General features: G+C 40.4%; 32 protein-coding genes and 1 pseudogene. All 33 read left to right on the top strand.

Annotated features, from left to right (window positions below; all coding sequences use genetic code 11):
- A pseudogene (locus ACFIKG_RS04240) lies at window positions 1-65 on the top strand (elongation factor Tu); the annotation flags it as partial.
- Window positions 66-126: 61 nt separating this feature from the next.
- On the top strand, window positions 127-435 hold the full coding sequence (gene rpsJ, locus ACFIKG_RS04245) for a 30S ribosomal protein S10 (RefSeq protein WP_005773267.1): 309 nt from the start codon (window positions 127-129) through the stop codon (window positions 433-435).
- A gap of 27 nt (window positions 436-462) precedes the next feature.
- Entirely contained in the window at window positions 463-1,200 is a 738-nt protein-coding gene (gene rplC, locus ACFIKG_RS04250; RefSeq protein WP_015856587.1) for a 50S ribosomal protein L3, read from the top strand.
- A gap of 2 nt (window positions 1,201-1,202) precedes the next feature.
- Window positions 1,203-1,823, top strand: coding sequence for a 50S ribosomal protein L4 (rplD, locus tag ACFIKG_RS04255; RefSeq protein WP_015856586.1), 621 nt, complete (start codon window positions 1,203-1,205; stop codon window positions 1,821-1,823).
- The gene (locus tag ACFIKG_RS04260; protein ID WP_375619911.1) at window positions 1,820-2,113 is read left to right on the top strand and encodes a 50S ribosomal protein L23; all 294 of its coding nucleotides are present in this window, start codon (window positions 1,820-1,822) and stop codon (window positions 2,111-2,113) included. Before rplD ends, ACFIKG_RS04260 begins: the two co-directional genes overlap by 4 nt.
- 21 nt (window positions 2,114-2,134) lie before the next feature.
- Window positions 2,135-2,968 carry a 50S ribosomal protein L2 gene (gene rplB, locus ACFIKG_RS04265; RefSeq protein WP_273788259.1) on the top strand — a complete coding sequence of 278 codons (834 nt, stop codon included), beginning with the start codon at window positions 2,135-2,137 and terminating at the stop codon, window positions 2,966-2,968.
- A 15-nt stretch (window positions 2,969-2,983) separates the two neighbouring features.
- Window positions 2,984-3,262, top strand: a complete 279-nt coding sequence (rpsS, locus tag ACFIKG_RS04270) for a 30S ribosomal protein S19 (protein WP_004855734.1) — start codon at window positions 2,984-2,986, stop codon at window positions 3,260-3,262.
- Window positions 3,263-3,264: 2 nt separating this feature from the next.
- Window positions 3,265-3,654, top strand: coding sequence for a 50S ribosomal protein L22 (rplV, locus tag ACFIKG_RS04275; RefSeq protein WP_208439680.1), 390 nt, complete (start codon window positions 3,265-3,267; stop codon window positions 3,652-3,654).
- A complete protein-coding gene (gene rpsC, locus ACFIKG_RS04280) occupies window positions 3,654-4,364 on the top strand; it encodes a 30S ribosomal protein S3 (protein WP_015856582.1) in 711 nt (236 codons plus the stop codon). Before rplV ends, rpsC begins: the two co-directional genes overlap by 1 nt.
- A 36-nt stretch (window positions 4,365-4,400) precedes the next feature.
- Window positions 4,401-4,814: a 50S ribosomal protein L16 gene (rplP, locus tag ACFIKG_RS04285; RefSeq protein WP_015856581.1), complete on the top strand. Its 414-nt coding sequence runs from the start codon at window positions 4,401-4,403 to the stop codon at window positions 4,812-4,814.
- Between the two features lie 12 nt (window positions 4,815-4,826).
- Window positions 4,827-5,027, top strand: a complete 201-nt coding sequence (rpmC, locus tag ACFIKG_RS04290; RefSeq protein WP_273788260.1) for a 50S ribosomal protein L29 — start codon at window positions 4,827-4,829, stop codon at window positions 5,025-5,027.
- A gap of 11 nt (window positions 5,028-5,038) precedes the next feature.
- The gene (gene rpsQ / locus ACFIKG_RS04295) at window positions 5,039-5,278 is read left to right on the top strand and encodes a 30S ribosomal protein S17 (protein ID WP_012231991.1); all 240 of its coding nucleotides are present in this window, start codon (window positions 5,039-5,041) and stop codon (window positions 5,276-5,278) included.
- A gap of 144 nt (window positions 5,279-5,422) precedes the next feature.
- Window positions 5,423-5,791 carry a 50S ribosomal protein L14 gene (gene rplN, locus ACFIKG_RS04300; RefSeq protein WP_004855715.1) on the top strand — a complete coding sequence of 123 codons (369 nt, stop codon included), beginning with the start codon at window positions 5,423-5,425 and terminating at the stop codon, window positions 5,789-5,791.
- Between the two features lie 12 nt (window positions 5,792-5,803).
- Window positions 5,804-6,118, top strand: a complete 315-nt coding sequence (gene rplX, locus ACFIKG_RS04305; RefSeq protein WP_015856579.1) for a 50S ribosomal protein L24 — start codon at window positions 5,804-5,806, stop codon at window positions 6,116-6,118.
- Complete coding sequence (gene rplE / locus ACFIKG_RS04310) at window positions 6,111-6,668, top strand: 50S ribosomal protein L5 (RefSeq protein WP_015856578.1); 558 nt, start codon at window positions 6,111-6,113, stop codon at window positions 6,666-6,668. Before rplX ends, rplE begins: the two co-directional genes overlap by 8 nt.
- Before the next feature lie 24 nt (window positions 6,669-6,692).
- The gene (rpsN, locus tag ACFIKG_RS04315; protein ID WP_005773283.1) at window positions 6,693-6,998 is read left to right on the top strand and encodes a 30S ribosomal protein S14; all 306 of its coding nucleotides are present in this window, start codon (window positions 6,693-6,695) and stop codon (window positions 6,996-6,998) included.
- 14 nt (window positions 6,999-7,012) lie between these two features.
- Window positions 7,013-7,411, top strand: coding sequence for a 30S ribosomal protein S8 (gene rpsH, locus ACFIKG_RS04320; protein ID WP_375626998.1), 399 nt, complete (start codon window positions 7,013-7,015; stop codon window positions 7,409-7,411).
- A 39-nt stretch (window positions 7,412-7,450) separates the two neighbouring features.
- The gene (gene rplF / locus ACFIKG_RS04325; RefSeq protein WP_015856576.1) at window positions 7,451-7,984 is read left to right on the top strand and encodes a 50S ribosomal protein L6; all 534 of its coding nucleotides are present in this window, start codon (window positions 7,451-7,453) and stop codon (window positions 7,982-7,984) included.
- 12 nt (window positions 7,985-7,996) lie between these two features.
- Window positions 7,997-8,359 carry a 50S ribosomal protein L18 gene (rplR, locus tag ACFIKG_RS04330; RefSeq protein ID WP_015856575.1) on the top strand — a complete coding sequence of 121 codons (363 nt, stop codon included), beginning with the start codon at window positions 7,997-7,999 and terminating at the stop codon, window positions 8,357-8,359.
- 111 nt (window positions 8,360-8,470) lie between these two features.
- Window positions 8,471-9,019 carry a 30S ribosomal protein S5 gene (gene rpsE, locus ACFIKG_RS04335; RefSeq protein ID WP_015856574.1) on the top strand — a complete coding sequence of 183 codons (549 nt, stop codon included), beginning with the start codon at window positions 8,471-8,473 and terminating at the stop codon, window positions 9,017-9,019.
- Between the two features lie 31 nt (window positions 9,020-9,050).
- Window positions 9,051-9,257: a 50S ribosomal protein L30 gene (gene rpmD / locus ACFIKG_RS04340; RefSeq protein WP_015856573.1), complete on the top strand. Its 207-nt coding sequence runs from the start codon at window positions 9,051-9,053 to the stop codon at window positions 9,255-9,257.
- 20 nt (window positions 9,258-9,277) lie between these two features.
- On the top strand, window positions 9,278-9,745 hold the full coding sequence (gene rplO, locus ACFIKG_RS04345; RefSeq protein WP_015856572.1) for a 50S ribosomal protein L15: 468 nt from the start codon (window positions 9,278-9,280) through the stop codon (window positions 9,743-9,745).
- A 161-nt stretch (window positions 9,746-9,906) separates the two neighbouring features.
- Window positions 9,907-11,253: a preprotein translocase subunit SecY gene (secY, locus tag ACFIKG_RS04350; RefSeq protein WP_375626992.1), complete on the top strand. Its 1,347-nt coding sequence runs from the start codon at window positions 9,907-9,909 to the stop codon at window positions 11,251-11,253.
- Window positions 11,250-11,828 (top strand): adenylate kinase, encoded by a 579-nt coding sequence (locus ACFIKG_RS04355; protein WP_015856570.1) that lies wholly within the window; start codon window positions 11,250-11,252, stop codon window positions 11,826-11,828. The genes secY and ACFIKG_RS04355 overlap by 4 nt, the downstream gene beginning before the upstream one ends.
- 179 nt (window positions 11,829-12,007) lie before the next feature.
- Window positions 12,008-12,376, top strand: coding sequence for a 30S ribosomal protein S13 (rpsM, locus tag ACFIKG_RS04360; protein WP_026500557.1), 369 nt, complete (start codon window positions 12,008-12,010; stop codon window positions 12,374-12,376).
- Window positions 12,377-12,490: 114 nt separating this feature from the next.
- The gene (gene rpsK, locus ACFIKG_RS04365) at window positions 12,491-12,880 is read left to right on the top strand and encodes a 30S ribosomal protein S11 (RefSeq protein WP_007347762.1); all 390 of its coding nucleotides are present in this window, start codon (window positions 12,491-12,493) and stop codon (window positions 12,878-12,880) included.
- Between the two features lie 94 nt (window positions 12,881-12,974).
- A complete protein-coding gene (locus ACFIKG_RS04370) occupies window positions 12,975-13,988 on the top strand; it encodes a DNA-directed RNA polymerase subunit alpha (protein ID WP_375626041.1) in 1,014 nt (337 codons plus the stop codon).
- A 24-nt stretch (window positions 13,989-14,012) separates the two neighbouring features.
- Window positions 14,013-14,441 (top strand): 50S ribosomal protein L17, encoded by a 429-nt coding sequence (gene rplQ / locus ACFIKG_RS04375; RefSeq protein WP_273791421.1) that lies wholly within the window; start codon window positions 14,013-14,015, stop codon window positions 14,439-14,441.
- A gap of 268 nt (window positions 14,442-14,709) precedes the next feature.
- The gene (locus ACFIKG_RS04380; RefSeq protein ID WP_375651821.1) at window positions 14,710-16,104 is read left to right on the top strand and encodes a DegQ family serine endoprotease; all 1,395 of its coding nucleotides are present in this window, start codon (window positions 14,710-14,712) and stop codon (window positions 16,102-16,104) included.
- 7 nt (window positions 16,105-16,111) lie between these two features.
- Window positions 16,112-17,431, top strand: a complete 1,320-nt coding sequence (locus ACFIKG_RS04385; protein WP_375626988.1) for a replication-associated recombination protein A — start codon at window positions 16,112-16,114, stop codon at window positions 17,429-17,431.
- A 432-nt stretch (window positions 17,432-17,863) separates the two neighbouring features.
- Window positions 17,864-18,043, top strand: a complete 180-nt coding sequence (locus ACFIKG_RS04390) for a hypothetical protein (protein WP_375651822.1) — start codon at window positions 17,864-17,866, stop codon at window positions 18,041-18,043.
- Window positions 18,044-18,424: 381 nt separating this feature from the next.
- Window positions 18,425-19,468 carry a recombinase RecA gene (gene recA / locus ACFIKG_RS04395; RefSeq protein ID WP_015856564.1) on the top strand — a complete coding sequence of 348 codons (1,044 nt, stop codon included), beginning with the start codon at window positions 18,425-18,427 and terminating at the stop codon, window positions 19,466-19,468.
- Window positions 19,469-19,677: 209 nt separating this feature from the next.
- Window positions 19,678-22,344 carry an alanine--tRNA ligase gene (gene alaS / locus ACFIKG_RS04400; RefSeq protein ID WP_375651823.1) on the top strand — a complete coding sequence of 889 codons (2,667 nt, stop codon included), beginning with the start codon at window positions 19,678-19,680 and terminating at the stop codon, window positions 22,342-22,344.
- Window positions 22,345-22,385: the final 41 nt, after the last annotated feature.

The following is a 22,385-nucleotide window of genomic DNA, read 5'->3' on the forward strand; positions in this document are numbered from 1 at the left end:
GTTTTGCTATTCGTGAAGGTGGTCGTACTGTTGGTGCCGGTATCGTCTCTAAGATCATTGAATAAATAATGCTTGTTGAGTGCTTTTATTATTGAAGGCACTTTCTATAACAGGGAAATAAAGAGCATGAACAGTCAAAATATTCGCATTCGCTTAAAAGCGTTTGATCATAGGATTCTTGATACGTCGACGCGTGAGATTGTATCGACTGCTAAACGTACTGGTGCAAATGTCCGTGGTCCCATTCCGCTTCCGACGCGGATTGAGAAGTTTACGGTCAATCGTGGACCCCATATCGATAAGAAGAGTCGTGAGCAGTTTGAGATGCGAACACATAAGCGTCTTCTTGATATTGTTGATCCAACGCCGCAAACAGTGGATGCGCTTATGAAGCTCGATCTTTCTGCTGGTGTGGATGTAGAAATTAAGCTCTGAGGTTTGAGGACAGAAGGAACAGACCCGATGCGTTCAGGTGTAATAGCACAGAAGCTGGGCATGACCCGTATTTATAATGATGCTGGTGAGCATGTGCCGGTGACCGTACTTCGTTTGGAGAATTGTCAAGTCGTTGCTCAGCGTACAGTTGAAAAGAATGGTTATACTGCTGTTCAATTAGGTGTAGGCTTTGCTAAAGTTAAGAACACTTCACAAGCTCTTCGTGGACATTTTGCTAAGGCTTCTGTTGAGCCTAAAGCTAAAATAGCAGAGTTTCGTGTGAGTCCCGACAATCTTCTTGATGTTGGTACTGAGATTACAGTGGAACATTTTGTTCCAGGACAGAGAGTTGATGTGACTGGTACCAGTATTGGTAAGGGGTTTGCTGGTGTTATGAAACGGCATAACTTTGGTGGGCATCGTGCTTCCCATGGTAATTCGATCACACATCGTGCTCATGGTTCTACAGGGCAGTGCCAAGATCCTGGTAAAGTTTTTAAAGGTAAAAAAATGGCTGGCCATATGGGGCAAGTGCGTGTAACAACACAGAATATTGAAGTTATTTCCACGGATAGTGAACGTGGTTTAATTTTAGTGCGTGGTGCTGTTTCTGGTTCTAAAGGTTCTTGGATTTTGGTACGGGATGCTGTGAAGAAGCGTCTTCCTGATAATGCTCCAAAGCCTGCTGGTATTCGCCGTCTTGTGAAGGAGAAAACGGAAATGGTTACTCCGGTGACGGAAACCTCTGAAGTTGAGGGAGCCTAATAATGGATCTTGTAATTAAAACTCTTGATGGTAATGAAGCTGGCAAGTTAAAGGTTTCTGAAGCTATTTTTGATCTTGTTCCACGTGAGGATATTTTGCAACGTGTTGTTCGCTGGCAGCTTGCACGCCGTCAGCAGGGGAGTCATCAATCCCAAGGTCGTTCTGATGTGTCACGAACAGGGGCAAAAATGTTTAAGCAAAAAGGAACTGGGCGTGCTCGACATTCATCTGCCCGTGCACCGCAGTTTAGAGGTGGGGGTAAGGCACATGGACCGGTGGTTCGTAGCCATGCGCATGATCTTCCTAAAAAGATTCGTGCTCTTGGGTTACGTCTTGCTTTATCTGCAAAATTAAAAGCAAAAGACTTAATTATTGTGGATGAGTTGACTGTTAAGGATGCGAAAACGAAAATGCTTGTTTCTCATTTTTCTAAGCTTGGATTTAATAACGCTCTCTTGATTGGTGGTAAAGAGATTGATATTAACTTTTTTCGTGCAGTCTCTAATATCCCTAATATTGATATTTTGCCTATTCAGGGAATTAATGTTTATGATATTTTGCGTCGCAGCAAACTTGTTTTATCAAAGGCAGCTGTTGAGGCTCTTGAGGAGCGTTTTAAATGACAGATCTTCGCCATTATGATATAATTATTAGTCCAGTTATTACTGAAAAGTCGACTATGATTTCTGAATATAATCAAGTTGCTTTTAATGTCGCGCCGAAAGCGACGAAGCCTGAGATTAAGGCTGCTATTGAAGCGCTTTTTAGCGTAAAAGTTAAAGCAGTTAACACGATAGTCCGCAAGGGTAAAGTGAAGCGTTTCAAAGGTATAGTTGGTCGGCAAAGTGATGTCAAAAAAGCGATCGTAACTCTGGCCAGTGGTCAGACTATCGACGTTTCGACAGGTCTTTAAAGAGGCTCGGAGATAGGAATAATGGCACTTAAGCAATTTAATCCAACGACACCTGGGCAGCGTCAGCTTGTTATTGTGGAACGTTCTTGTCTTTATAAGGGAAAGCCTATAAAGATGTTGACTGAAGGTTTGTCTTCAAAGGGTGGACGTAATAATCGCGGTCGTGTTACTGCTCGTTTTCAGGGTGGTGGACATAAACGTAGTTATCGGTTTGTCGACTTTAAGCGTCTTAAACGTGATGTTTCAGCAAAGGTTGAGCGTTTAGAATATGATCCTAACCGTACTGCTTTTATTGCTTTAATTCGCTATGAGGACGGGCAATTGAGTTATATTCTTGCGCCACAGCGTCTTGCGGTTGGTGATTCTGTTATGGCTGGTTTAAATGTGGATGTTAAACCAGGTAATGCTATGCCTCTTGCTAATATGCCTGTAGGTACAATTATTCATAATGTTGAGATGAAGCCAGGAAAAGGGGGGCAGATTGCACGTTCAGCGGGTACTTATGCGCAGTTGGTTGGACGAGATCATGGTATGGCTATTCTTCGTTTAAATTCTGGTGAACAGCGTTTGGTTCCTAGTAGCTGTTTTGCAACTGTTGGTGCTGTTTCAAATCCTGATCATGGGAATATTAATGATGGTAAGGCAGGTCGGTCACGTTGGCGTGGTAAACGTCCACATGTTCGTGGTGTTGCTATGAACCCTGTTGATCATCCGCACGGTGGTGGTGAAGGTCGTACATCGGGGGGGCGCCATCCAGTATCTCCTTGGGGTAAGCCTACGAAAGGTAAGCGTACGCGCTCCAATAAAGCCACTGATAAATTTATTATGCGTACGCGTCATCAACGCAAGAAATGAGAAAGGTAGTCTGAAGTGGTTCGTTCAGTGTGGAAAGGTCCGTTTGTTGACGGCTATCTTCTTGGTAAAGCAGAGAAGGTACGTGCAAGTGGGCGCAATGAAGTTATAAAAATATGGAGTCGTCGCTCTACTATTTTACCGCAATTTGTTGGTTTAACTTTTGGTGTTTACAACGGTAATAAGCATATTCCTGTTTCTGTTTCTGAAGAGATGGTTGGACATAAGTTTGGTGAGTTCGCTCCTACCCGGACTTATTATGGTCATGGTGCCGATAAAAAAGCGAAGAGGAAGTAGGAATGGGAAAAGCTAAAGTTTCGCGCCAGCTTAGAGATAATGAAGCAAGAGCTGTCACGCGGACAATTCGTGTTAGTCCGCAGAAGCTTAATTTAGTTGCTGCAATGATTCGTGGTAAAAGAGTTAATGTGGCACTCGCTGATTTGATGTTTTCACGCAAGCGTATTGCTGCTACTGTGAAAAAAACGCTTGAATCAGCAATTGCAAATGCAGAGAATAACCACGATCTTGATATTGATTCGCTTATTGTGGCGGAAGCTTATGTTGGTAAGTCGATAGTGATGAAGCGCTTTCATGTTCGTGGTCGAGGGCGTGCTAGTAGAATTGAACGTCCATTTTCGCATCTTACTGTTATTGTTCGTGAAGTTACCGAAAAAGTGGAGGCCGCGTAATGGGTCAGAAGATCAATCCAATAGGACTTCGTCTTGGTGTTAATCGGACTTGGGATTCTCGTTGGTATGCTGATAGTGGTGAATATGGGCGCCTTCTTCATGAAGATTTGAAAATTCGTTCATACGTGCTGGAGGAACTTAAACAGGCGGCTATTTCGAAGGTTGTTATTGAGCGTCCTCATAAGAAGTGTCGTATTACGATTCATTCTGCACGTCCTGGTTTGATTATTGGTAAAAAGGGTGCTGATATCGAAAAGCTTCGTCGTAAGCTCTCGGAAATGACGGATGCTGAAACTTCATTGAATATTGTGGAGATTCGTAAACCGGAGATTGATGCTACGATTATTGCGCAATCAATTGCTCAACAGTTAGAGCGTCGTGTTGCTTTTCGTCGTGCAATGAAGCGTGCTGTTCAGTCTGCTATGCGTCTTGGTGCGGAAGGTATTCGTATCAATTGTTCTGGCCGTCTTGGTGGTGCTGAAATTGCTCGTATGGAATGGTATCGTGAAGGTCGTGTTCCACTTCATACCTTGCGTTCTGATGTTGATTACGGTACAGCAGAAGCTAAGACTGCTTATGGTATTTGTGGTATTAAAGTTTGGGTCTTTAAGGGTGAGATTCTTGAGCATGATCCGATGGCTTCAGAACGTCGTGCTACGGAAGTTGATCAATCTGGTTCTTCATCGAATCGTCGCCGTGAAAATGCTTAGTTTTTGAGATTGAACTAAAATTTGGAGTAGAGAACAATGTTGCAGCCAAAGCGCACAAAGTTCCGTAAACAGTTCAAGGGCCGTATTCACGGTGTTGCGAAGGGTGGTACGGATTTGAATTTCGGTGCCTACGGTTTGAAGGCTGTTGAGCCGGAGCGGATTACTGCTCGTCAAATTGAAGCGGCGCGCCGTGCGATTACGCGTTATATGAAGCGTTCTGGTCGTGTGTGGATTCGCATTTTTCCAGATCTTCCGGTTACATCTAAACCGACTGAAGTTCGTATGGGTAAAGGTAAGGGAAGTGTCGATTATTGGGCTGCACGTGTTGCTCCTGGACGCATCATGTTTGAGCTTGATGGAGTTCCTGAGGATGTTGCACGTGAAGCACTAAGATTGGGTGCTGCAAAGTTGCCTATAAAAACGCGTTTCATCCAGCGTATTGCTGAATAATGAGGTTAAGCGATGAAAGCCACAGAATTACGGGCGCAAACGCTCGACCAAATGAAAGATGAATTGGCTAAGTTAAAGAAAGAGCAATTTAATTTGCGTTTTCAAAAAGCAACAGGTCAATTAGAAAAGACTGCGCGTGTTAGACAGGTTCGTCGTGATATTGCGCGTATTAAAACTTTTCTTCGTCAAAAGGTAAGTGAAAGTAAGGTTTAAGGAAATGAGAGATGCCTAAACGCGTTTTGCAGGGTGTTGTTATTAGCGACAAAAGTGATAAGACTGTTGTTGTCAAAGTTGAGCGCCGTTATTCTCATCCGCTTCTTAAGAAGACTGTTCGGCAGTCTAAAAATTATAAAGCGCATGACGAAAACAACCAATTCAAGATTGGGGATCAAGTTTCTATTCAAGAATCTAGACCAATTTCGAAAGATAAATGTTGGATTGTTGTAAAAGACAATGTAGCGTAATGAGTTAAGTTTATTGTTTTAGAATTTAACAGTGTTTTTATCATTGATAAATTTAAAGGCGATGACTTTATCGTTATTTGGCAGGCAAATCCGAGTGTATAAAAGGTACAATCGGATATATGTGTTAAGAGAAGGTGGCCAGTCATGATTCAGATGCAAACAAACCTCGACGTTGCTGATAATTCTGGTGCTCGTCGTGTCATGTGCATCAAGGTGTTAGGCGGTTCAAAGCGGAAATATGCTTCGGTCGGTGACATTATTGTTGTTTCGGTTAAGGATGCTATTCCTCGTGGCCGTGTTAAAAAAGGTGATGTTATGAAAGCTGTTGTGGTTCGTACTGCTAAGGATATTCGTCGCGCAGATGGTAGTGTCATTCGTTTTGATAGTAATGCTGCGGTTTTAGTGGATAATAAAAAAGAGCCGATCGGTACTCGTATCTTTGGACCTGTTCCCCGCGAATTGCGTGGTAGGAATCATATGAAGATCATCTCGCTCGCTCCTGAAGTTCTGTAAGGAGTAAATGTTATGCAGAAGATTCGAAAAGGTGATAAAGTTGTTGTTTTATCCGGTAAGGATAAAGGATGTAGTGGTGAAGTAATTAAGGTTAGTCCAAAAGAGAATAAGGCTTTTGTTCGTGGGATTAATATGATTAAACGTCATCAACGTCAAACGCAGAAGCAAGAAGCTGGAATTATTTCTAAAGAAGCTCCGATTCATCTGTCTAATTTGGCGATTGCTGATCCTAAAGATGGTAAGCCTACACGTGTAGGCTTTCGTATGAATGCAGATGGTAATAAAGTGCGTTTTGCCAAGCGTTCGGGAGAGTTGATTAATGGCTGAGGAAAGACAAATACCGCGTATGAAAGCGCATTATTTTGAAGTGATTCGTAAAGCGCTTCAAGAGAAGTTTAATTACAGAAATGCGATGCAAATTCCGCGGATTGATAAAATTGTAATAAATATGGGGATAGGTGAAGCAACTGCTGATTCGAAGAAGCCTTCTCTTGCTGCTGAGGATTTAGGGCTAATAACAGGTCAGAAGGCTGTTGTTACACGTGCGCGTAATTCTATTGCGACCTTTAAGGTTCGTGAAGGAATGCCTCTTGGGGCTAAAGTTACATTGCGTAAAGATCGTATGTTTGAGTTTTTAGATCGTCTTGTTACGATTGCTCTTCCACGGGTTCGTGACTTTCGTGGTTTGAATCCAAAGAGTTTTGATGGTCGTGGCAATTTTGCTATGGGTATTAAAGAACACATTGTGTTTCCAGAAATCAACTATGATAAAGTTGATCAAATTTGGGGCATGGATATTATTGTTTGTACGACAGCAAAAACGGATGATGAAGCTCGTGAGTTATTGCGTGCTTTTAATTTTCCTTTTCGTTCGTAACGGCAGACATAGTGAGGTGAAAGTATGGCCAAAGTAAGTGCCGTTGAAAAAAATAAGCGTCGTGAGGTGATGGTAAAGCGTTATGCTGCCCGTCGTGCACGTTTGAAAGCAATAGTTATGGATCAGAAGGTTTCTCTTGAAGAACGTTTTAAAGCTTCTGTTCAGTTGGCAGAGTTGCCACGTAATTCTTCGAAAGTTCGTATTCGTAATCGCTGTGAGGTTTCAGGTCGTCCGCGGGCTTATTATCGTAAATTAAAAATGTCGCGAATTGCGTTGCGTGAGCTTGGCTCTATTGGCCATATTCCTGGTATTGTAAAGTCTAGTTGGTAAGAGGAGATTATTTAATGTCTATGTCAGATCCTCTTGGTGATATGTTAACACGTATTCGTAATGCACTTGGTCGTAAAAAAGGTAAAGTAGTTACTCCAGCTTCGAAGCTTCGTGTGCACGTTCTTGATGTTCTTCAGTCGGAAGGTTATATTCGTGGATATAATCAAATTGATTTAGGTGATGGGAAAGCTGAAATTGAAATCGAATTGAAGTATTTTGAAGGGCTGGCTGCTATTCGTGAGATTTCACGTGTATCAAAGCCAGGTCGTCGTGTGTATGTTTCTGCTAAGTCACTTCCACAGGTGGCAAATGGTCTTGGTATTTCGATTTTATCGACTCCTAAAGGCGTCATGGCAGATCATGAGGCGCGTGAACAGAATGTTGGTGGAGAACTCCTTTGTCGTGTTTTCTAAGTTATGTCAAGAAAACGGAAGAAAAAGTAGGTTAGAACAATGTCTCGTATTGGAAAGAAACCCATTTCAATTCCTTCTGGAGTTACTGCTACTGTTGAAGGTCAGCTGGTTAAGGCAAAAGGTCCAAAAGGTGAGCTGAGCTACGTCGTCAATGATGAAGTCTTAGTCAAGTTTGAGGAAAATATCATATCAGTTATGCCGCGGGATCAGTCAAAAGATGCGCGTTCTAAATGGGGTATGTCGCGCTCAATGATTGAGAACATTTTTTGTGGTGTGAAAGATGGTTTTGAAAAGAGGTTGGAGATTAATGGGGTTGGTTATCGTGCTGCTTTGCAGGGTAAGGATGTCCAACTATCTCTAGGATTTTCCCATGATGTGGTTTATAAAGTTCCATCGGGTGTTACTGTAACTGTTCCTAAGCCGACAGAAATTGTTGTTTCTGGAATTGATAAACAGCAAGTTGGACAAGTTGCAGCGGAGATTCGTGAGTATCGTAGACCTGAGCCTTATAAAGGTAAAGGTGTTAAGCATGCAGATGAACGTATCTTCCGTAAAGAAGGTAAAAAGAAATAAGGATTTTGTATTATGGTTTCATCTAAGGACATTATCCAACGTCGTGCAAGGCGTGTTCGTCGTAGAATTAAAATGGTTTCTCATGATCGTCCTCGGCTTAGTGTTTATCGTTCAAATCAGAACATTTATGCTCAAGTTATCGATGATTTGCGGGGATGTACACTTGTTTCAGCCTCTACTCTTGAAAGTGATTTAAAAAAGTCGTTAAAGAGTGGTGCTGATAAAAAAGCAGCTTTTGCTGTTGGTAAGTTAATTGCTGAGCGTGCGAAGCAAGCGGGTGTTAATGAAGTGGTTTTTGATCGTGGAGCGTATGTGTATCATGGTCGAGTCAAGGCTTTAGCTGAAGCTGCTCGTGAAGGTGGTTTGAATTTCTAAAATTTCTTATTTGTGAGTGAGTAAGGAGAGTTTAGATTATTTCGTTTAAGTTCTTCCAGTTTGATGAGGGACTTTGTTATCGTGCTTCCGGAAAAGAAAAAGGAATGAGGAATGGCACAAAAAGAACGTGGTGAGAGAGAAGAACGCGATAATGAGTTTGTCGATAGGCTAGTTCATATCAATCGTGTTGCTAAAGTTGTAAAGGGTGGTCGGCGTTTTGGTTTTGCTGCTCTTGTTGTCGTTGGAGATCAAAAAGGACGTGTAGGTTTTGGACATGGTAAAGCCCGTGAAGTTCCAGAAGCCGTTCGTAAAGCAACGGAATCTGCAAAACGTGGGATGATTTATGTTCCGCTTCGGTCTGGACGTACATTGCACCATGATCTTGAAGGGCGTCATGGAGCTGGGCGTGTTTTGCTACGTTCGGCTTCTGCTGGTACTGGTATTATTGCTGGGGGACCGATGCGTGCTATTTTTGAAGCTCTTGGTATGCAGGATGTCGTTGCAAAATCATTGGGATCGTCTAATCCTTATAACATGGTTCGTGCAACATTTGATGCATTGAAACATCAAATGCATCCTAGAGATATTGCTGCTCAGCGTGGTATAAAATATTCGACTTTGCAGGCGCGTCGTCGCCATTTAGTTGACCTAGAAGGATAGTTTCTGAGATTATCAGAAAAGGAATTAGAAAATGGTTCAGAAAAAATCTCAGAGTGGTAAAACTATCACGGTTGAGCAAATTGGAAGCCCTATTCGAAACTCACAGATTCAGCGTGCAACCTTAAAGGGGCTTGGACTAAATAAAATGCGTCGTCGGCGCGTTTTAGATGATACACTTTGTGTGCGGGGTATGATTGCTCAGGTTCGGCATCTTGTTCGCGTTATAGATGAAGGTTAAGGGTTGCGGGAGTATTAGATATGAAACTCAATGAACTGCGTGATTGTGAAGGCGCAACAAAAAATCGTAAGCGTGTTGGGCGTGGTATTGGATCCGGTACGGGTAAGACTGGTGGTCGTGGTGTAAAAGGGCAAAAGTCGCGTTCTGGTGTTTCCCTTAATGGTTTTGAAGGTGGGCAAATGCCTATCTATCGTCGTTTGCCAAAACGTGGATTTAGAAATTTCTTTGCCAAAACCTACAATGAAGTTTCACTAGGACGTATTCAGTTGGCAGTTGATGCAGGTAAGTTGAATATTGAAAAGCCTGTTGATATGATTGCTTTGAAAGAAGCTGGTATTATTCGTCGTGAAAAAGATGGGGTTCGTCTTCTTTCTGATGGTGATTTGAAGGCTAAGATTACCTTTCATGTTTCTGGTGCTTCACAAGCTGCTCGTGTTAAGATTGAAAAAGTGGGTGGTCAGGTTATTTTTCCTGATATTGCTCAATAATTTTTTATATGAGTAGAGACCTAAAGAAGAGTTACATCTGTTCTGCGGGATCTTTTGTGGGGAATTTTTTAAGTTCTGCATTTATTTGTGTATGTATATATGAATTTTAGGGTTATACTTCCGTGATTTAAAGAACTGGAGTAGTGAAGTGGAGACGTTTTATGGCATCAGCAGCAGAGCAATTTGCTTCCAATATAAACTTCGGTACCTTTTCTCGTGCAACTGAATTAAAGAAACGCATCTGGTTTACTCTGGCAGCGCTTCTTGTATATCGCTTTGGCACTTACATCTCTCTTCCAGGTATTAATATCGATGCTTTACGGCAAACATTTGAACATCATGCGTCGGGTGTATTAGGACTCTTTAATATGTTTGCTGGGGGTGCCGTTGGGCGTATGGCTATTTTTGCGCTGGGTATCATGCCTTATATATCGGCATCTATTATTGTGCAATTGTTAACATCTATTATTCCTTCTTTGGAAACTCTTAAAAAAGAAGGGGAATTAGGTCGTAAGATTATCAATCAGTATACGCGTTATGTAACAGTAGTATTGGCAATTCTACAAGCTTTTGGTATTGCGATTGCGCTTGAAAGCGGTATAGGGACGGGGCTTCAAATTGTTTTAGAACCAGGTCTTATGTTTCGTATTTCTTCTGTTATTACCCTTGTTGGCGGAACGATGTTTCTCATGTGGCTTGGCGAGCAAATTACGTCACGTGGTGTTGGTAATGGGGTTTCTCTTATCATTTTTACAGGGATTGTAGCCAACTTTCCTTCTACTTTTGCTCAGCTTTTGACAGCTCATAGTCAGGCTGATTTATCAACTTTTCTTTTAATAGGAATCGTTCTTATTGCTGTTTTGGTTATTGGGCTTATTGTTTTTATAGAGCGTGCGCAACGGCGAATTCTTATCCAGTATCCGAAACGTCAGGTTGGGAATCAAATGTTTCAAGGAGATATGTCGCATCTTCCTTTAAAGTTGAATACTGCTGGTGTTATTCCACCTATTTTTGCTTCATCTTTATTATTATTACCTGCCACTATTAATAATTTTTCTGATAAAATGCCACAATGGGTTCAGGCGATTTCTTATGCTCTTGGTCATGGACAGCCACTTTATATGATTGTTTATGCATTTTTAATGGCGTTTTTTTGCTTTTTTTATACAGCTATTGTGTTTAATCCAAGTGATACTGCAGATCAGTTGAAAAAACATTCTGGTTTTATTCCAGGGATTCGTCCAGGTGAGCGTACAGCCGAATATATTGATTACGTTTTGACGCGTATTACTGTTGTGGGCGCTGTTTATATTATCTTGGTTTGTTTGTTACCTGAATTTATGATATCTGCATTGCAGGTTCCTTTTTATCTTGGGGGAACATCCTTGTTGATTGTTGTTACTGTTACGCTTGATACGGTTGCTCAAATTCAGGGGTATCTTGTTGCCCACCAATATGAAGGGTTGATAAAAAAATCAAAACTTCGTGGAGGTAGAAGGAATCGATGAGAGTTATTCTTTTAGGTCCTCCTGGAGCAGGAAAAGGTACGCAAGCAAAAATGTTGACCGAGGAATATAACATTCCTCATTTATCAACAGGGGATATGTTGCGTGAGGTGATTGCCAAAGAAACAGAGATTGGTAAAAAAGCTAAAGCTATTATAAGTTCTGGTGCTTTGGTTCCTGATAATATTGTTAACCAAATCGTATCAGATAGGATTGATGAAACTGATTGTGTAAACGGTTTTGTTTTGGATGGATATCCTCGAACTGTGGGGCAGGCAGAAGCGTTACAGCAGATTTTGCAGTCAAAAAATATGCGGCTTGATGCTGTTATTGAGTTGTGTGTTGATGAAGACGTGTTGATTGAACGTATGAAGAAGCGCGTTGAGGAAACAATAGCGGCTGGTGGACAGGTTCGTTTAGATGACAATCCTGTTGCTTTTGCAAAAAGATTAGTAGAATATCGTGAAAAAACCGCTCCCTTATCAAAATTTTATTCAGAGAGGGGAATGTTGAAGGTCATTGATGGAATGATTGGTATTACTGAAGTGACACGCATGATTAGAGGTTTTCTTTCATAAGATTTTTTTAGAAATAAATGAAAAGAGTTGACTTTTGAGATGAAATCTATCACAAACGAATTTAATTTATTTTAGTGAAATAATAGGATTCGGAAGAATTTTTTTCTGAGTCTATTTTTTTCTGTAAGGTATATCAGGTATTTTATAACAATTTGTCAAAATAACTAAGGAGAGTAGGCGTGGCTCGTATTGCTGGCGTCAATATCCCGACAAATAAGCGTGTAATTATTGCGCTTCAATATATCCACGGGATTGGACCAAAATTTGCTCAAGAAATTATTGAAAGAGTTGGCATTCCCTTGGGGCGTCGTGTGCATGAGCTTTCAGATGCTGAGGTGCTGCAGATTCGTGAGGCGATAGATCAAGGCTATCAAGTTGAAGGTGATCTTCGTCGTGAGGTTGCTATGAATGTTAAGCGTTTGATGGACCTTGGTTGTTATCGAGGATTGCGTCATCGCCGGTCTTTGCCTGTCCGAGGGCAGCGTACACATACAAATGCTCGTACGCGTAAAGGACCAGCTAAGGCAATTGCCGGTAAAAAGAAATAAGAGCCTTTTTGGAAGGTTTTTATATATTCTGTTTCTTGTTTGATTTTTTTGACAAGGAAAAGAAGGTGGAGCTGCTGATGTTACGGCAGTGATGAGATCGTTGAAAGGGAAATTATGGCCAAGGAAGCCACACGTGTTCGTCGTCGCGAACGTAAAAATATTTCATCGGGTGTTGTGCATATTAATTCAACATTTAATAACACAATGATTACTATTACTGATGCTCAGGGTAATGCAATTGCTTGGTCATCTGCGGGGGCCCAAGGGTTTAAAGGTGCGCGTAAATCGACACCTTTTGCTGCTCAAGTTGCTGCGGAGGATTGTGCAAGAAAAGCGCAAGAGCATGGTATGCGTTCTTTGGAAGTTGAAGTTTGTGGACCTGGATCAGGGCGTGAATCTGCTCTGCGTGCATTGCAATCTGTTGGTTTTGTCATTACTTCTATTCGTGATGTAACACCAATTCCTCATAATGGATGTCGTCCGCGGAAAAGGCGGCGTGTTTAATTGGGTGTTGTTTTTTGTTGTCGGAGATTTCTCTGATGTTCACATTGGTCGTTACGATTGAATGGTAACGGAACTAAAGAACGGGAATAAAAATATGATCCAGAAAAACTGGCAAGAACTTATTAAACCCAATAAGGTTGAATCATGTGCGCATGATAATCCAAATGTTATAAGTGTGATCGCTGAACCTCTTGAGCGGGGTTTTGGCTTAACGTTAGGAAATGCACTTCGTCGCGTGTTGTTATCTTCGCTTCGTGGTGCTGCTATTACTGCTGTGCAGATTGACGGTGTCTTACATGAATTTTCATCGATTCCAGGTGTGCGTGAGGATGTTACAGATATTATTCTGAATATAAAGGAAATTGCGCTTCGTATGGAAGAAGAAGGTCCTAAACGTGTCGTTGTTTATAAAGAGGGGCCTGGTGTCGTGAAAGCGGGAGATATCAGTACCGTTGGGGATATGCAAATTCTAAATCCAGATCATGTTATTTGTACTCTTGATGAAGATGCTGAAATTCGTATGGAGTTCATTGTCAACACAGGGAAGGGGTATGTTCCATCTGATCGTAATTGTGTTGATGATGCACGTATAGGGCTTATTCCAATTGATAGTCTTTATTCACCAATTCGTAAAGTGTCTTATAAAGTGGAAAATACGCGTGAAGGTCAAGTTTTGGATTATGATAAATTGACCTTAACGATTGAAACGAATGGTGCGGTTAATGGAGAGGATGCTGTTGCTTTTGCAGCACGCATTCTTCAGGATCAATTATCGCTATTTATTAACTTTGAAGAGCCACAGAAGGAGCCTGTTGAAGAGGCTGATTCTGAGCTTTCTTTTAATCCTGCTCTTCTCAAAAAAGTGGATGAATTAGAACTTTCAGTTCGTTCGGCAAATTGTCTTAAGAATGATAATATTGTCTATATTGGTGATCTTATTCAAAAAACAGAATCTGAAATGCTTCGTACACCGAATTTTGGTCGCAAATCGTTGAATGAGATTAAAGAAGTTTTGGCATGTATGGGATTACATCTTGGGATGGAAATTCCTGCGTGGCCGCCTGAAAACATTGATGATCTTGCAAAACGTTATGAAGATCAATATTAAAATTAGAATTTAAGGAGAGGGCTTATGCGCCACAGTAAGTCAGGACGCAAGTTGAATCGTACTGCCAGTCACCGTAAAGCGATGTTTGCAAATATGGCAACTTCGTTGATCGAGCATGAGCAGATTGTGACAACGCTTCCAAAGGCTAAAGAAATTCGTCCTATTGTTGAAAAACTCGTTACTCTTGGTAAGCGTGGTGGTTTGCATGCGCGTCGGCAAGCAATTGCAGCACTTCGTGATGCAGGAAAGGTTGCAAAATTATTTGATACGCTTGCGCCACGTTATGCATCACGCAACGGTGGATATTTACGTATTATGAAAGCGGGGTTTCGTACCGGTGATAATGCGCCTATGGCTGTTATAGAATTTGTTGATCGTGATGTTGAAGCGAAGGGTGCTGGGGATCGTGCTCGCATGGAGGCTTCTGAGAATGAAAAGGGGACATCTTCGTAGAGTTTTTTAATTCTGTTAGATTTTTTAAGGCCGCCTTGTCTTAGGCGGTTTTTTTGTGAGCATTTTTAAGTTTGTTTTAATTGAGAAATAGGTGCAGAGAGAAAATTATAGGACATTGAATTATCTTATTTTTATAATATTTATTGTTCAAATAGGTTGTTTTTATTCTCTATTATGAAATATTAATAGAGATCCTTAATTTGCGGGGATGAGTTTTTTAATTCTATTAATCTTCAACAGAATGTACTGGTTTTATAAGGAGTGGATTATGAGATATTCTTTTTGGGTGCGGATTTTTTTTGCAATTATGATGCAGATATCATTTGATCATGTATATGCTCATGTGCCTCAAACACAAACAGAAATCACTCTTTCATTTGCTCCTTTAGTTAAAAAGACAGTTCCATCTGTTGTAAATATTTATGCAGCTCGACAAATTAGAGCACGATCACCTTTTGAAGGCGATCCATTTTTTGAGCAATTTTTTGGTCGTTTTCAAAATAACTTTCCTGTTCGTAAGCAATCGTCATTAGGATCAGGGGTGATTGTTGATGCACGTGGTTTGATTGTTACAAATTACCACGTCATTAAAGATGCAAGCGAAATTAAAGTGGCTTTTTCTGATGGGCGGGAGTTTGAGAGTAAGATCGTGCTCAAAGATGAAGCAACTGATATTGCAATTCTTGAAGTTGAGGAAAAAGATGCTCAATTCCCTGTTCTTTCTTTGGGAAATTCTGATGCTGTTGAAGTTGGTGATCTTGTTCTTGCTATTGGTAATCCTTTTGGTGTTGGTCAAACAGTTACAAGTGGTATTGTTTCAGCGCAAGCGCGTACACGTGTTGGGATTTCTGATTTTGACTTTTTTATTCAAACAGACGCTGCCATTAATCCAGGGAATTCTGGTGGCGCTTTAATTGATATGAAAGGTCAATTAATCGGAATTAATACGGCTATTTATTCGCGTTCTGGTGGTTCTGTAGGGATTGGTTTTGCTATTCCAGTTAATCTTGTAAAAGTGATGCTTGATACTGTTAAACGCGGTGGAAAATATTTTGTGCCGCCTTATGTAGGGGCTTCTTTTCAAAATGTTACACCTGATATTGCTGGTGGTTTAGGTTTAGAACGTCCCTATGGTGCTCTGATTATTGAAGTTATCAAAGATAGTCCTGCTGAAAAAGCTGGATTGAAAGTAGGTGATGTTATTTTGAGTGTGCAAGGGGTACGCGTTGATACTCCAGATAGTCTTGGGTATCGTTTGATGACAGCTGACGTTGAGCATAGTCTTGCTTTGGAATATTTACGAAATGGAAAAACTTTAAAAACACAAATAACAGTTTCATCGATATCAGAAACTGCATTTTTAAAATCTGAAAAAATCACGGGTGACAGTCCTCTTGCTGGTGCTGAAGTGTTAGATTTAACACCGCAAAATAGTCGACGTTTTCATCTTCCTATATCTGCAAAAGGGGTTGTGATTACCAACCTTGATGACATGAGCAATGCAGCTGGAATTTTTCAGTCAGGAGATATTCTACGTGTTGTAAATGGTCATAAAATTCAAACAGTTCATCAGTTGAAAAAGGTTCTTATGCAAGCTCGTTCGCGTACTTGGCAATTGGAATATGAACGTGATGGTATGTATATTCGCCAATTTATTCGTTGAGGTTTTTTTGAAGAAAGATTTTTTTACTTCGTCGTTTGATTTTCAAGTTAATAAAAATCAGCCACTTGCAGAAAGAATGCGCCCTTGTTCTCTCAATGATGTTGTGGGACAAAAGCATTTGATTGGAGAGGATGGTTTGCTTTCACGTATGGTGGCAACTGGCTCAATTGGATCGATGATTTTTTGGGGGCCTCCAGGGACGGGAAAAACAACCGTTGCACGTTTGTTAGCACTTGAAACGAACTTCGCATTTGAACAGATTTCTGCTATTTTTACAGGAGTTTCTGAACTTAAAAAGATTTTTGAAGTTGCGCAGAGGCGTTTTATATCTGGAGATAAAACAGTTCTCTTTGTTGATGAAATTCATCGGTTTAATCGTGCACAGCAGGATAGTTTTCTTTCTGTGATGGAAGACGGTACTGTGGTACTTATAGGTGCAACAACCGAAAATCCTTCTTTTGAACTTAATGCTGCTCTTCTTTCGCGTGCACGTGTTGTAACATTTCTTTCACATGATCATGAAAGTTTGGACATGCTTTTGAGGCGTGCTGAAGAAGTGGAGGGAAAAACTCTTCCCTTGGATAATGATGCCAGAGACGTTTTGATAGAGATGTCTGATGGTGATGCGCGGGTAGCGTTAACATTGGCAGAGGAAGTTTGGTCTATTGCACCATTGGGAGAGATTCTTGATGTTGTTGCTTTGCAAAAAGTTATTCAGCGTCGTGTGCCCATTTATGATAAAGGACGAGATGGGCATTATAATCTCATTTCAGCGTTGCATAAATCCGTTCGTGGATCTGATCCTGATGCTGCGCTTTATTATTTGGCACGTATGTTGGATGCTGGTGAAGATCCTCTCTATATTGGGCGAAGATTGGTTCGTATGGCTGTTGAAGATGTTGGTTTGGCGGATCCTCAAGCTCTTGTCATTTGTAATGCAGCAAAAGATGCCTATGATTATTTAGGATCACCAGAAGGAGAATTGGCTTTGGCGCAAGCATGTCTTTATGTTGCAACTGCGCCAAAGTCAAATGCAACATATCTCGCGTATAAAGCAGCACTGCGTTGTGCGCGCAAAAATGGCTCTTTATCACCTCCTAAGCATATTCTTAATGCCCCTACGAAATTTATGAAGGAGGAAGGGTTTGGAAATGGTTATTGTTATGACCATGATGAACCAGACGCTTTTTCAGGACAAGAATATTTTCCCGAAAAACTTGGGCGTCAGAGTTATTATAAGCCAGTTGAGCGTGGTTTTGAGCGTGAAATTGTAAAACGTCTTGAGTGGTGGAAACAATTGCGCAAAAAACGTAAAGATCAAAAATAAAATTTGAGTAGAAACACATGTTTTATTGATCTTGGATTTATTTTTTATCTCTTATGTTATTGTATGAGCAATTTAGCTTATATTTTAAATATTTATTGCATTGCTCGTAGAGATTTTTTTGATATCTTCAAAAGTGCATATTCTTTTATCAAATTTAAATGTGTTATTCAACTTTTAAGCTGCTTTATTTTTGTGGTTTTTATTAAATAATATAATTGATTTATAACGATAACTCACTGTTTTGTAAGTTGAATGAAAGTCCTAAATACCGTGAATTTTACTCATTCCAAGCCTGGTATTTGTTGAAGCAATCAAATCATTCGCTTGTGTGTTATAAGCAGGATTAGCGTGTGATAAAAACTGTACAAGAAAGAACTAAAAATTCTTCTTATGAAGCGTCTTAAGTGCCGAGAGTTGTCGCAACATTGGGAGATGATAAATAGTGTGATGGTGCCGACTTTCTCATTCTTTAGTGTAAAGATGGTGGCTCCCAAAGGGCTTTACAGTATACCGCATTCATGGGTGTTGTCACGAAGTGAGGTTGGGGGTGTTGAGAGATGTTTCTTAAATCAAGTGCATGAATATGCAACACAATGGCGTTTTGTTCTTTGATGCGATAGGGGATGAGGTTGATTGATAATGCGTTTTTGTGTGATCAATAGCAGGAGAATTCTTAGTCTCTTAAGTACTTAATCAAAGGGATAAGCAGAAGGGCAGTAGAACATTGTGTTTAAATTTAAATTGTTCCTTTTCTAGAGGGATATAAATATGCTAACTACGCTCTCATGGGGATATTATTTTATTGGAGTTTATTTTGTGTGATAAGATAAGCAATGCCAATTCTTTATTGTGATGGTCATGAATGTTATGGGCATAATGTGGGGATAGGAATGGAAATAGTCTGTGAAAATCTAAACTCAAGCCTTTAGTTAAATTAAAAGTACAGTGTACACTTAAGTTTTAGGTTATTATGAATCGGTCAAGGATATAATCGTGGATAAAACAAAAGCTCTCGATGCTGCTCTCTCACAAATTGAACGTTCTTTTGGTAAAGGCTCGATTATGCGTCTTGGGCAAAAAGAGCAGGTTGTTGAAATTGAAACAGTTCCAACAGGGTCGTTATCCTTAGATATTGCTTTGGGGATTGGTGGATTACCGAAGGGGCGTATTGTTGAGATTTATGGACCAGAAAGTTCTGGGAAAACAACATTGGCTCTACATGCTATTGCTGAGGCACAGAAAGGGGGTGGGATTTGTGCTTTTATTGATGCAGAGCATGCACTTGATCCTATTTATGCGCGTAAGCTTGGTGTTGATTTAGAAAATTTGTTCATTTCTCAGCCAGATACTGGTGAACAGGCATTGGAAATTACAGAAACGTTGGTTCGTTCTGGTGCAGTTGATGTGCTTGTTGTGGATTCTGTCGCGGCTTTAACACCGCGAGCAGAAATTGACGGTGAAATGGGTGATGCTTTGCCCGGATTGCAAGCTCGGTTAATGAGTAAAGCTTTGCGAAAATTAACAGCAGCAATTTTTCGCTCTAACTGTATGGTTGTCTTTATTAATCAAATTCGCATGAAAATTGGTGTAATGTTTGGTTCTCCCGAAACGACAACGGGTGGAAACGCTTTAAAGTTTTATGCTTCTGTTCGTTTAGATATTCGTCGCATTGGATCCATTAAAGATAGGGATGCAATCGTTGGTAATCAGACGCGTGTTAAAGTGGTGAAGAATAAACTGGCACCCCCATTCAAACAAGTTGAGTTTGATATTATTTATGGTGAAGGTATTTCCAAAGTAGGTGAATTGATTGATTTGGGTGTCAAGGTTGGTATTGTGGAAAAATCTGGTGCTTGGTTTTCTTATAATTCTCAGCGTTTAGGACAGGGGCGTGAAAATGCAAAGCAGTTTTTACGTGAACATGCGGAAATAGCTACAGAGATTGAATCAGCTTTGCGTCAAAATGCTGGTTTGATTGCGATTGAATTGTTAGAAAATGCAGGGTCAGAAAATATAGAAAGTGATGAAACCATTTGATGGAGCGTTTTTTTCGTCTATAATTTTTTTCCTTTAAGATTTTTCTGTTTTTTTGTTTGAGTTTTTAAATATACAGTCATTTTTTTCTCAATTTTTTAAAACAAATATTCCATTCTTTGATTAAATTGACTCCATGCGTGGCGAAGAGGATATTTAATGAGGGGGGATTTTTCTTTTATGGTTTTGTGCTGTATTAAGCAGGTGTCAGTATGAATAGTGTTAATAATATTCGGTCAATATTTTTGGATTATTTTCATCGTAATGGGCATAAAGTTCTTTCTTCTAGTCCGCTTGTTCCGCGAAATGATCCTACACTTATGTTTACAAATGCAGGGATGGTGCAGTTTAAAAATGTTTTTACTGGACTTGAACAACCTCCTTATAAGCAGGCAACAACGGCACAAAAATGTGTTCGTGCGGGTGGAAAGCATAATGATCTTGATAATGTTGGTTATACGGCGCGCCATCATACATTTTTTGAAATGCTGGGTAATTTTTCTTTCGGTGATTATTTCAAAGAAGAAGCCATTTTTTTATCATGGAATCTTTTAACAAAGGAATTTTGCCTGCCAAAAGATAAATTGTTGGTGACAGTTTACCAGAGTGATGATGTTGCTGCTGAACTGTGGCGTAAAATTTCAGGTCTTCCAGATGAAAAAATTGTCCGTATTGCGACGGCTGATAATTTTTGGTCGATGGGAGAAACAGGCCCTTGTGGGCCTTGTTCGGAGATTTTTTATGATCATGGTGATAAAATCTGGGGCGGTCCTCCTGGAAGTATGGAAGAAGATGGCGATCGCTTTATTGAGATTTGGAATCTTGTTTTTATGCAATATGAGCAGATTTCCAAGGAGGAACGTGTTGACTTGCCTCATCCTTCTATTGATACCGGTATGGGATTAGAGCGTATTGCTGCTGTTTTGCAGGGTGTTCATGATAATTATGATATTGATCTTTTTCGTGCATTAATTGCTGCATCAGAAGAAATTACAGGGATTGAGGCAAAGGGTGATTTTATTGCCAGCCATCGTGTCATTGCTGATCATCTTCGTTCATCTGCATTTTTGATTGCTGATGGTGTGCTTCCTTCTAATGAAGGAAGAGGATATGTTTTACGTCGTATTATGCGTCGTGCTATGCGTCATGCGCATCTTCTTGGTGCTAAAGAGCCATTGATGTGGCGACTTTTGCCTGCTTTAATTCGCGAAATGGGACAAGCCTATCCTGAATTGGTGCGTGCTCAATCTTTGATTTCAGAAACTTTAAGGTTAGAAGAAATACGTTTTCGTAAAACGCTTGAACGAGGACTTGGTTTGTTAAATGAAGCAAGTACCGATCTTAAAGAAGGAGATCATTTAAATGGTGAAGTTGCTTTCAAGCTTTATGATACCTATGGTTTTCCGCTTGATTTAACGCAGGATGTTTTGCGGCGTCGTGGAATATCTGTTGATGTTGATACCTTTAATAAAGCGATGGAACGTCAAAAAGAGGAAGCGCGTGCCAATTGGTCTGGTTCTGGGGAAGCTGTAACAGAAAAGATCTGGTTTTCTGTTCGTGATCAAGTGGGGGCCACAGAGTTTTTAGGTTATGAAACTGAGACAGCGAAAGGTATTCTTACAGCTCTTGTGTGTGATGGTAAAATTGTTGATCATATTTCTTCAGGTCAGAAAGCTATATTTGTTGTTAATCAGACACCTTTTTATGGTGAATCTGGTGGGCAAATTGGTGATAGCGGTATCATTTCTGGTGAAAATTTTATTTTTGAGGTGCATGATACCCAAAGAAAGGGTGATGGTCTTTTTATTCATATTGGGGAGGTGAAATCTGGTCAGGCATCGAGATCTGATTGTGTCGAATTAACGGTTGATATTGTTCGTCGTAAGAAAATTCGCGCGAATCATTCTGCTACTCATTTGTTACACGAAGCTTTACGACAAGTTTTGGGATCTCATGTTACACAAAAGGGCTCTCTTGTATCGCCAGATCGGTTGCGTTTTGATTTTTCACATCCAAAATCCGTTTCACCAGAAGAACTGAAAAAAATAGAAGATTTAGCAAATGAGATTATTTTGCAAAATAGTAGAGTGATAACGCGCCTCATGGCTGTAGATGATGCCATTTCTGAAGGAGCAATGGCATTGTTTGGTGAAAAATATGGTGATGAAGTTCGCGTTGTTTCTATGGGGGAGCCACTTGAACAGGGAAGATTAGAAAAGCGTTGGTCAATAGAGCTTTGTGGAGGTACACATGTGGAGCGAACAGGTGATATCGGTTTGATTCATATTGTTTCTGAAAGTTCTGTAGCTGCTGGAGTGCGGCGTATTGAAGCTTTAACAGGCAAAGAAGCACGTCTTTATCTTAGCCGCCAAGATGAACGTATTCATGAAATTGCTGATCTTTTAAAAACTTCTTCTGTTGGTGTGGAAGAACGGGTGCGAATTTTGCTTGATGATCGTCGTAAACTTGAAAAAGAATTGAATGATGTACGCAAGAAAATGATGTTGAGTGGTGGAATAACAGAAAGGAGCCAAGGTGATATTACTATCATCAATGGGTTTTCTTTTACCGGACGCGTTGTTAAAAATATTTTACCACGGGATCTTAAGGCGCTCGTCGATTCTGAGAAAAAACAAATCGGATCTGGAGTGGTTGCGTTTATTAGTGTCTCGGAGGATGGAAAAGGGAGTGCTGTTGTCGGTGTTACGAATGATTTAACTCATAGATTGAATGCTGTTGATCTCGTTCGTATTCTTTCAGCTATGCTTGGTGGTAAAGGTGGAGGTGGCCGTCCTGATATGGCGCAGGCTGGTGGTCCTGAGGGGAACAAAGCTGATGAGGCATTTGCAGCACTAAAAGATTTTTTGGAAAAAAATTAAAGAATGAAATCATTCTGCATAGGTTTTTTTTACATTTTTAT

The organism is Bartonella sp. LB28NMGDW, assembly GCF_042194435.1.
Lineage (GTDB): Bacteria > Pseudomonadota > Alphaproteobacteria > Rhizobiales > Rhizobiaceae > Bartonella > Bartonella grahamii.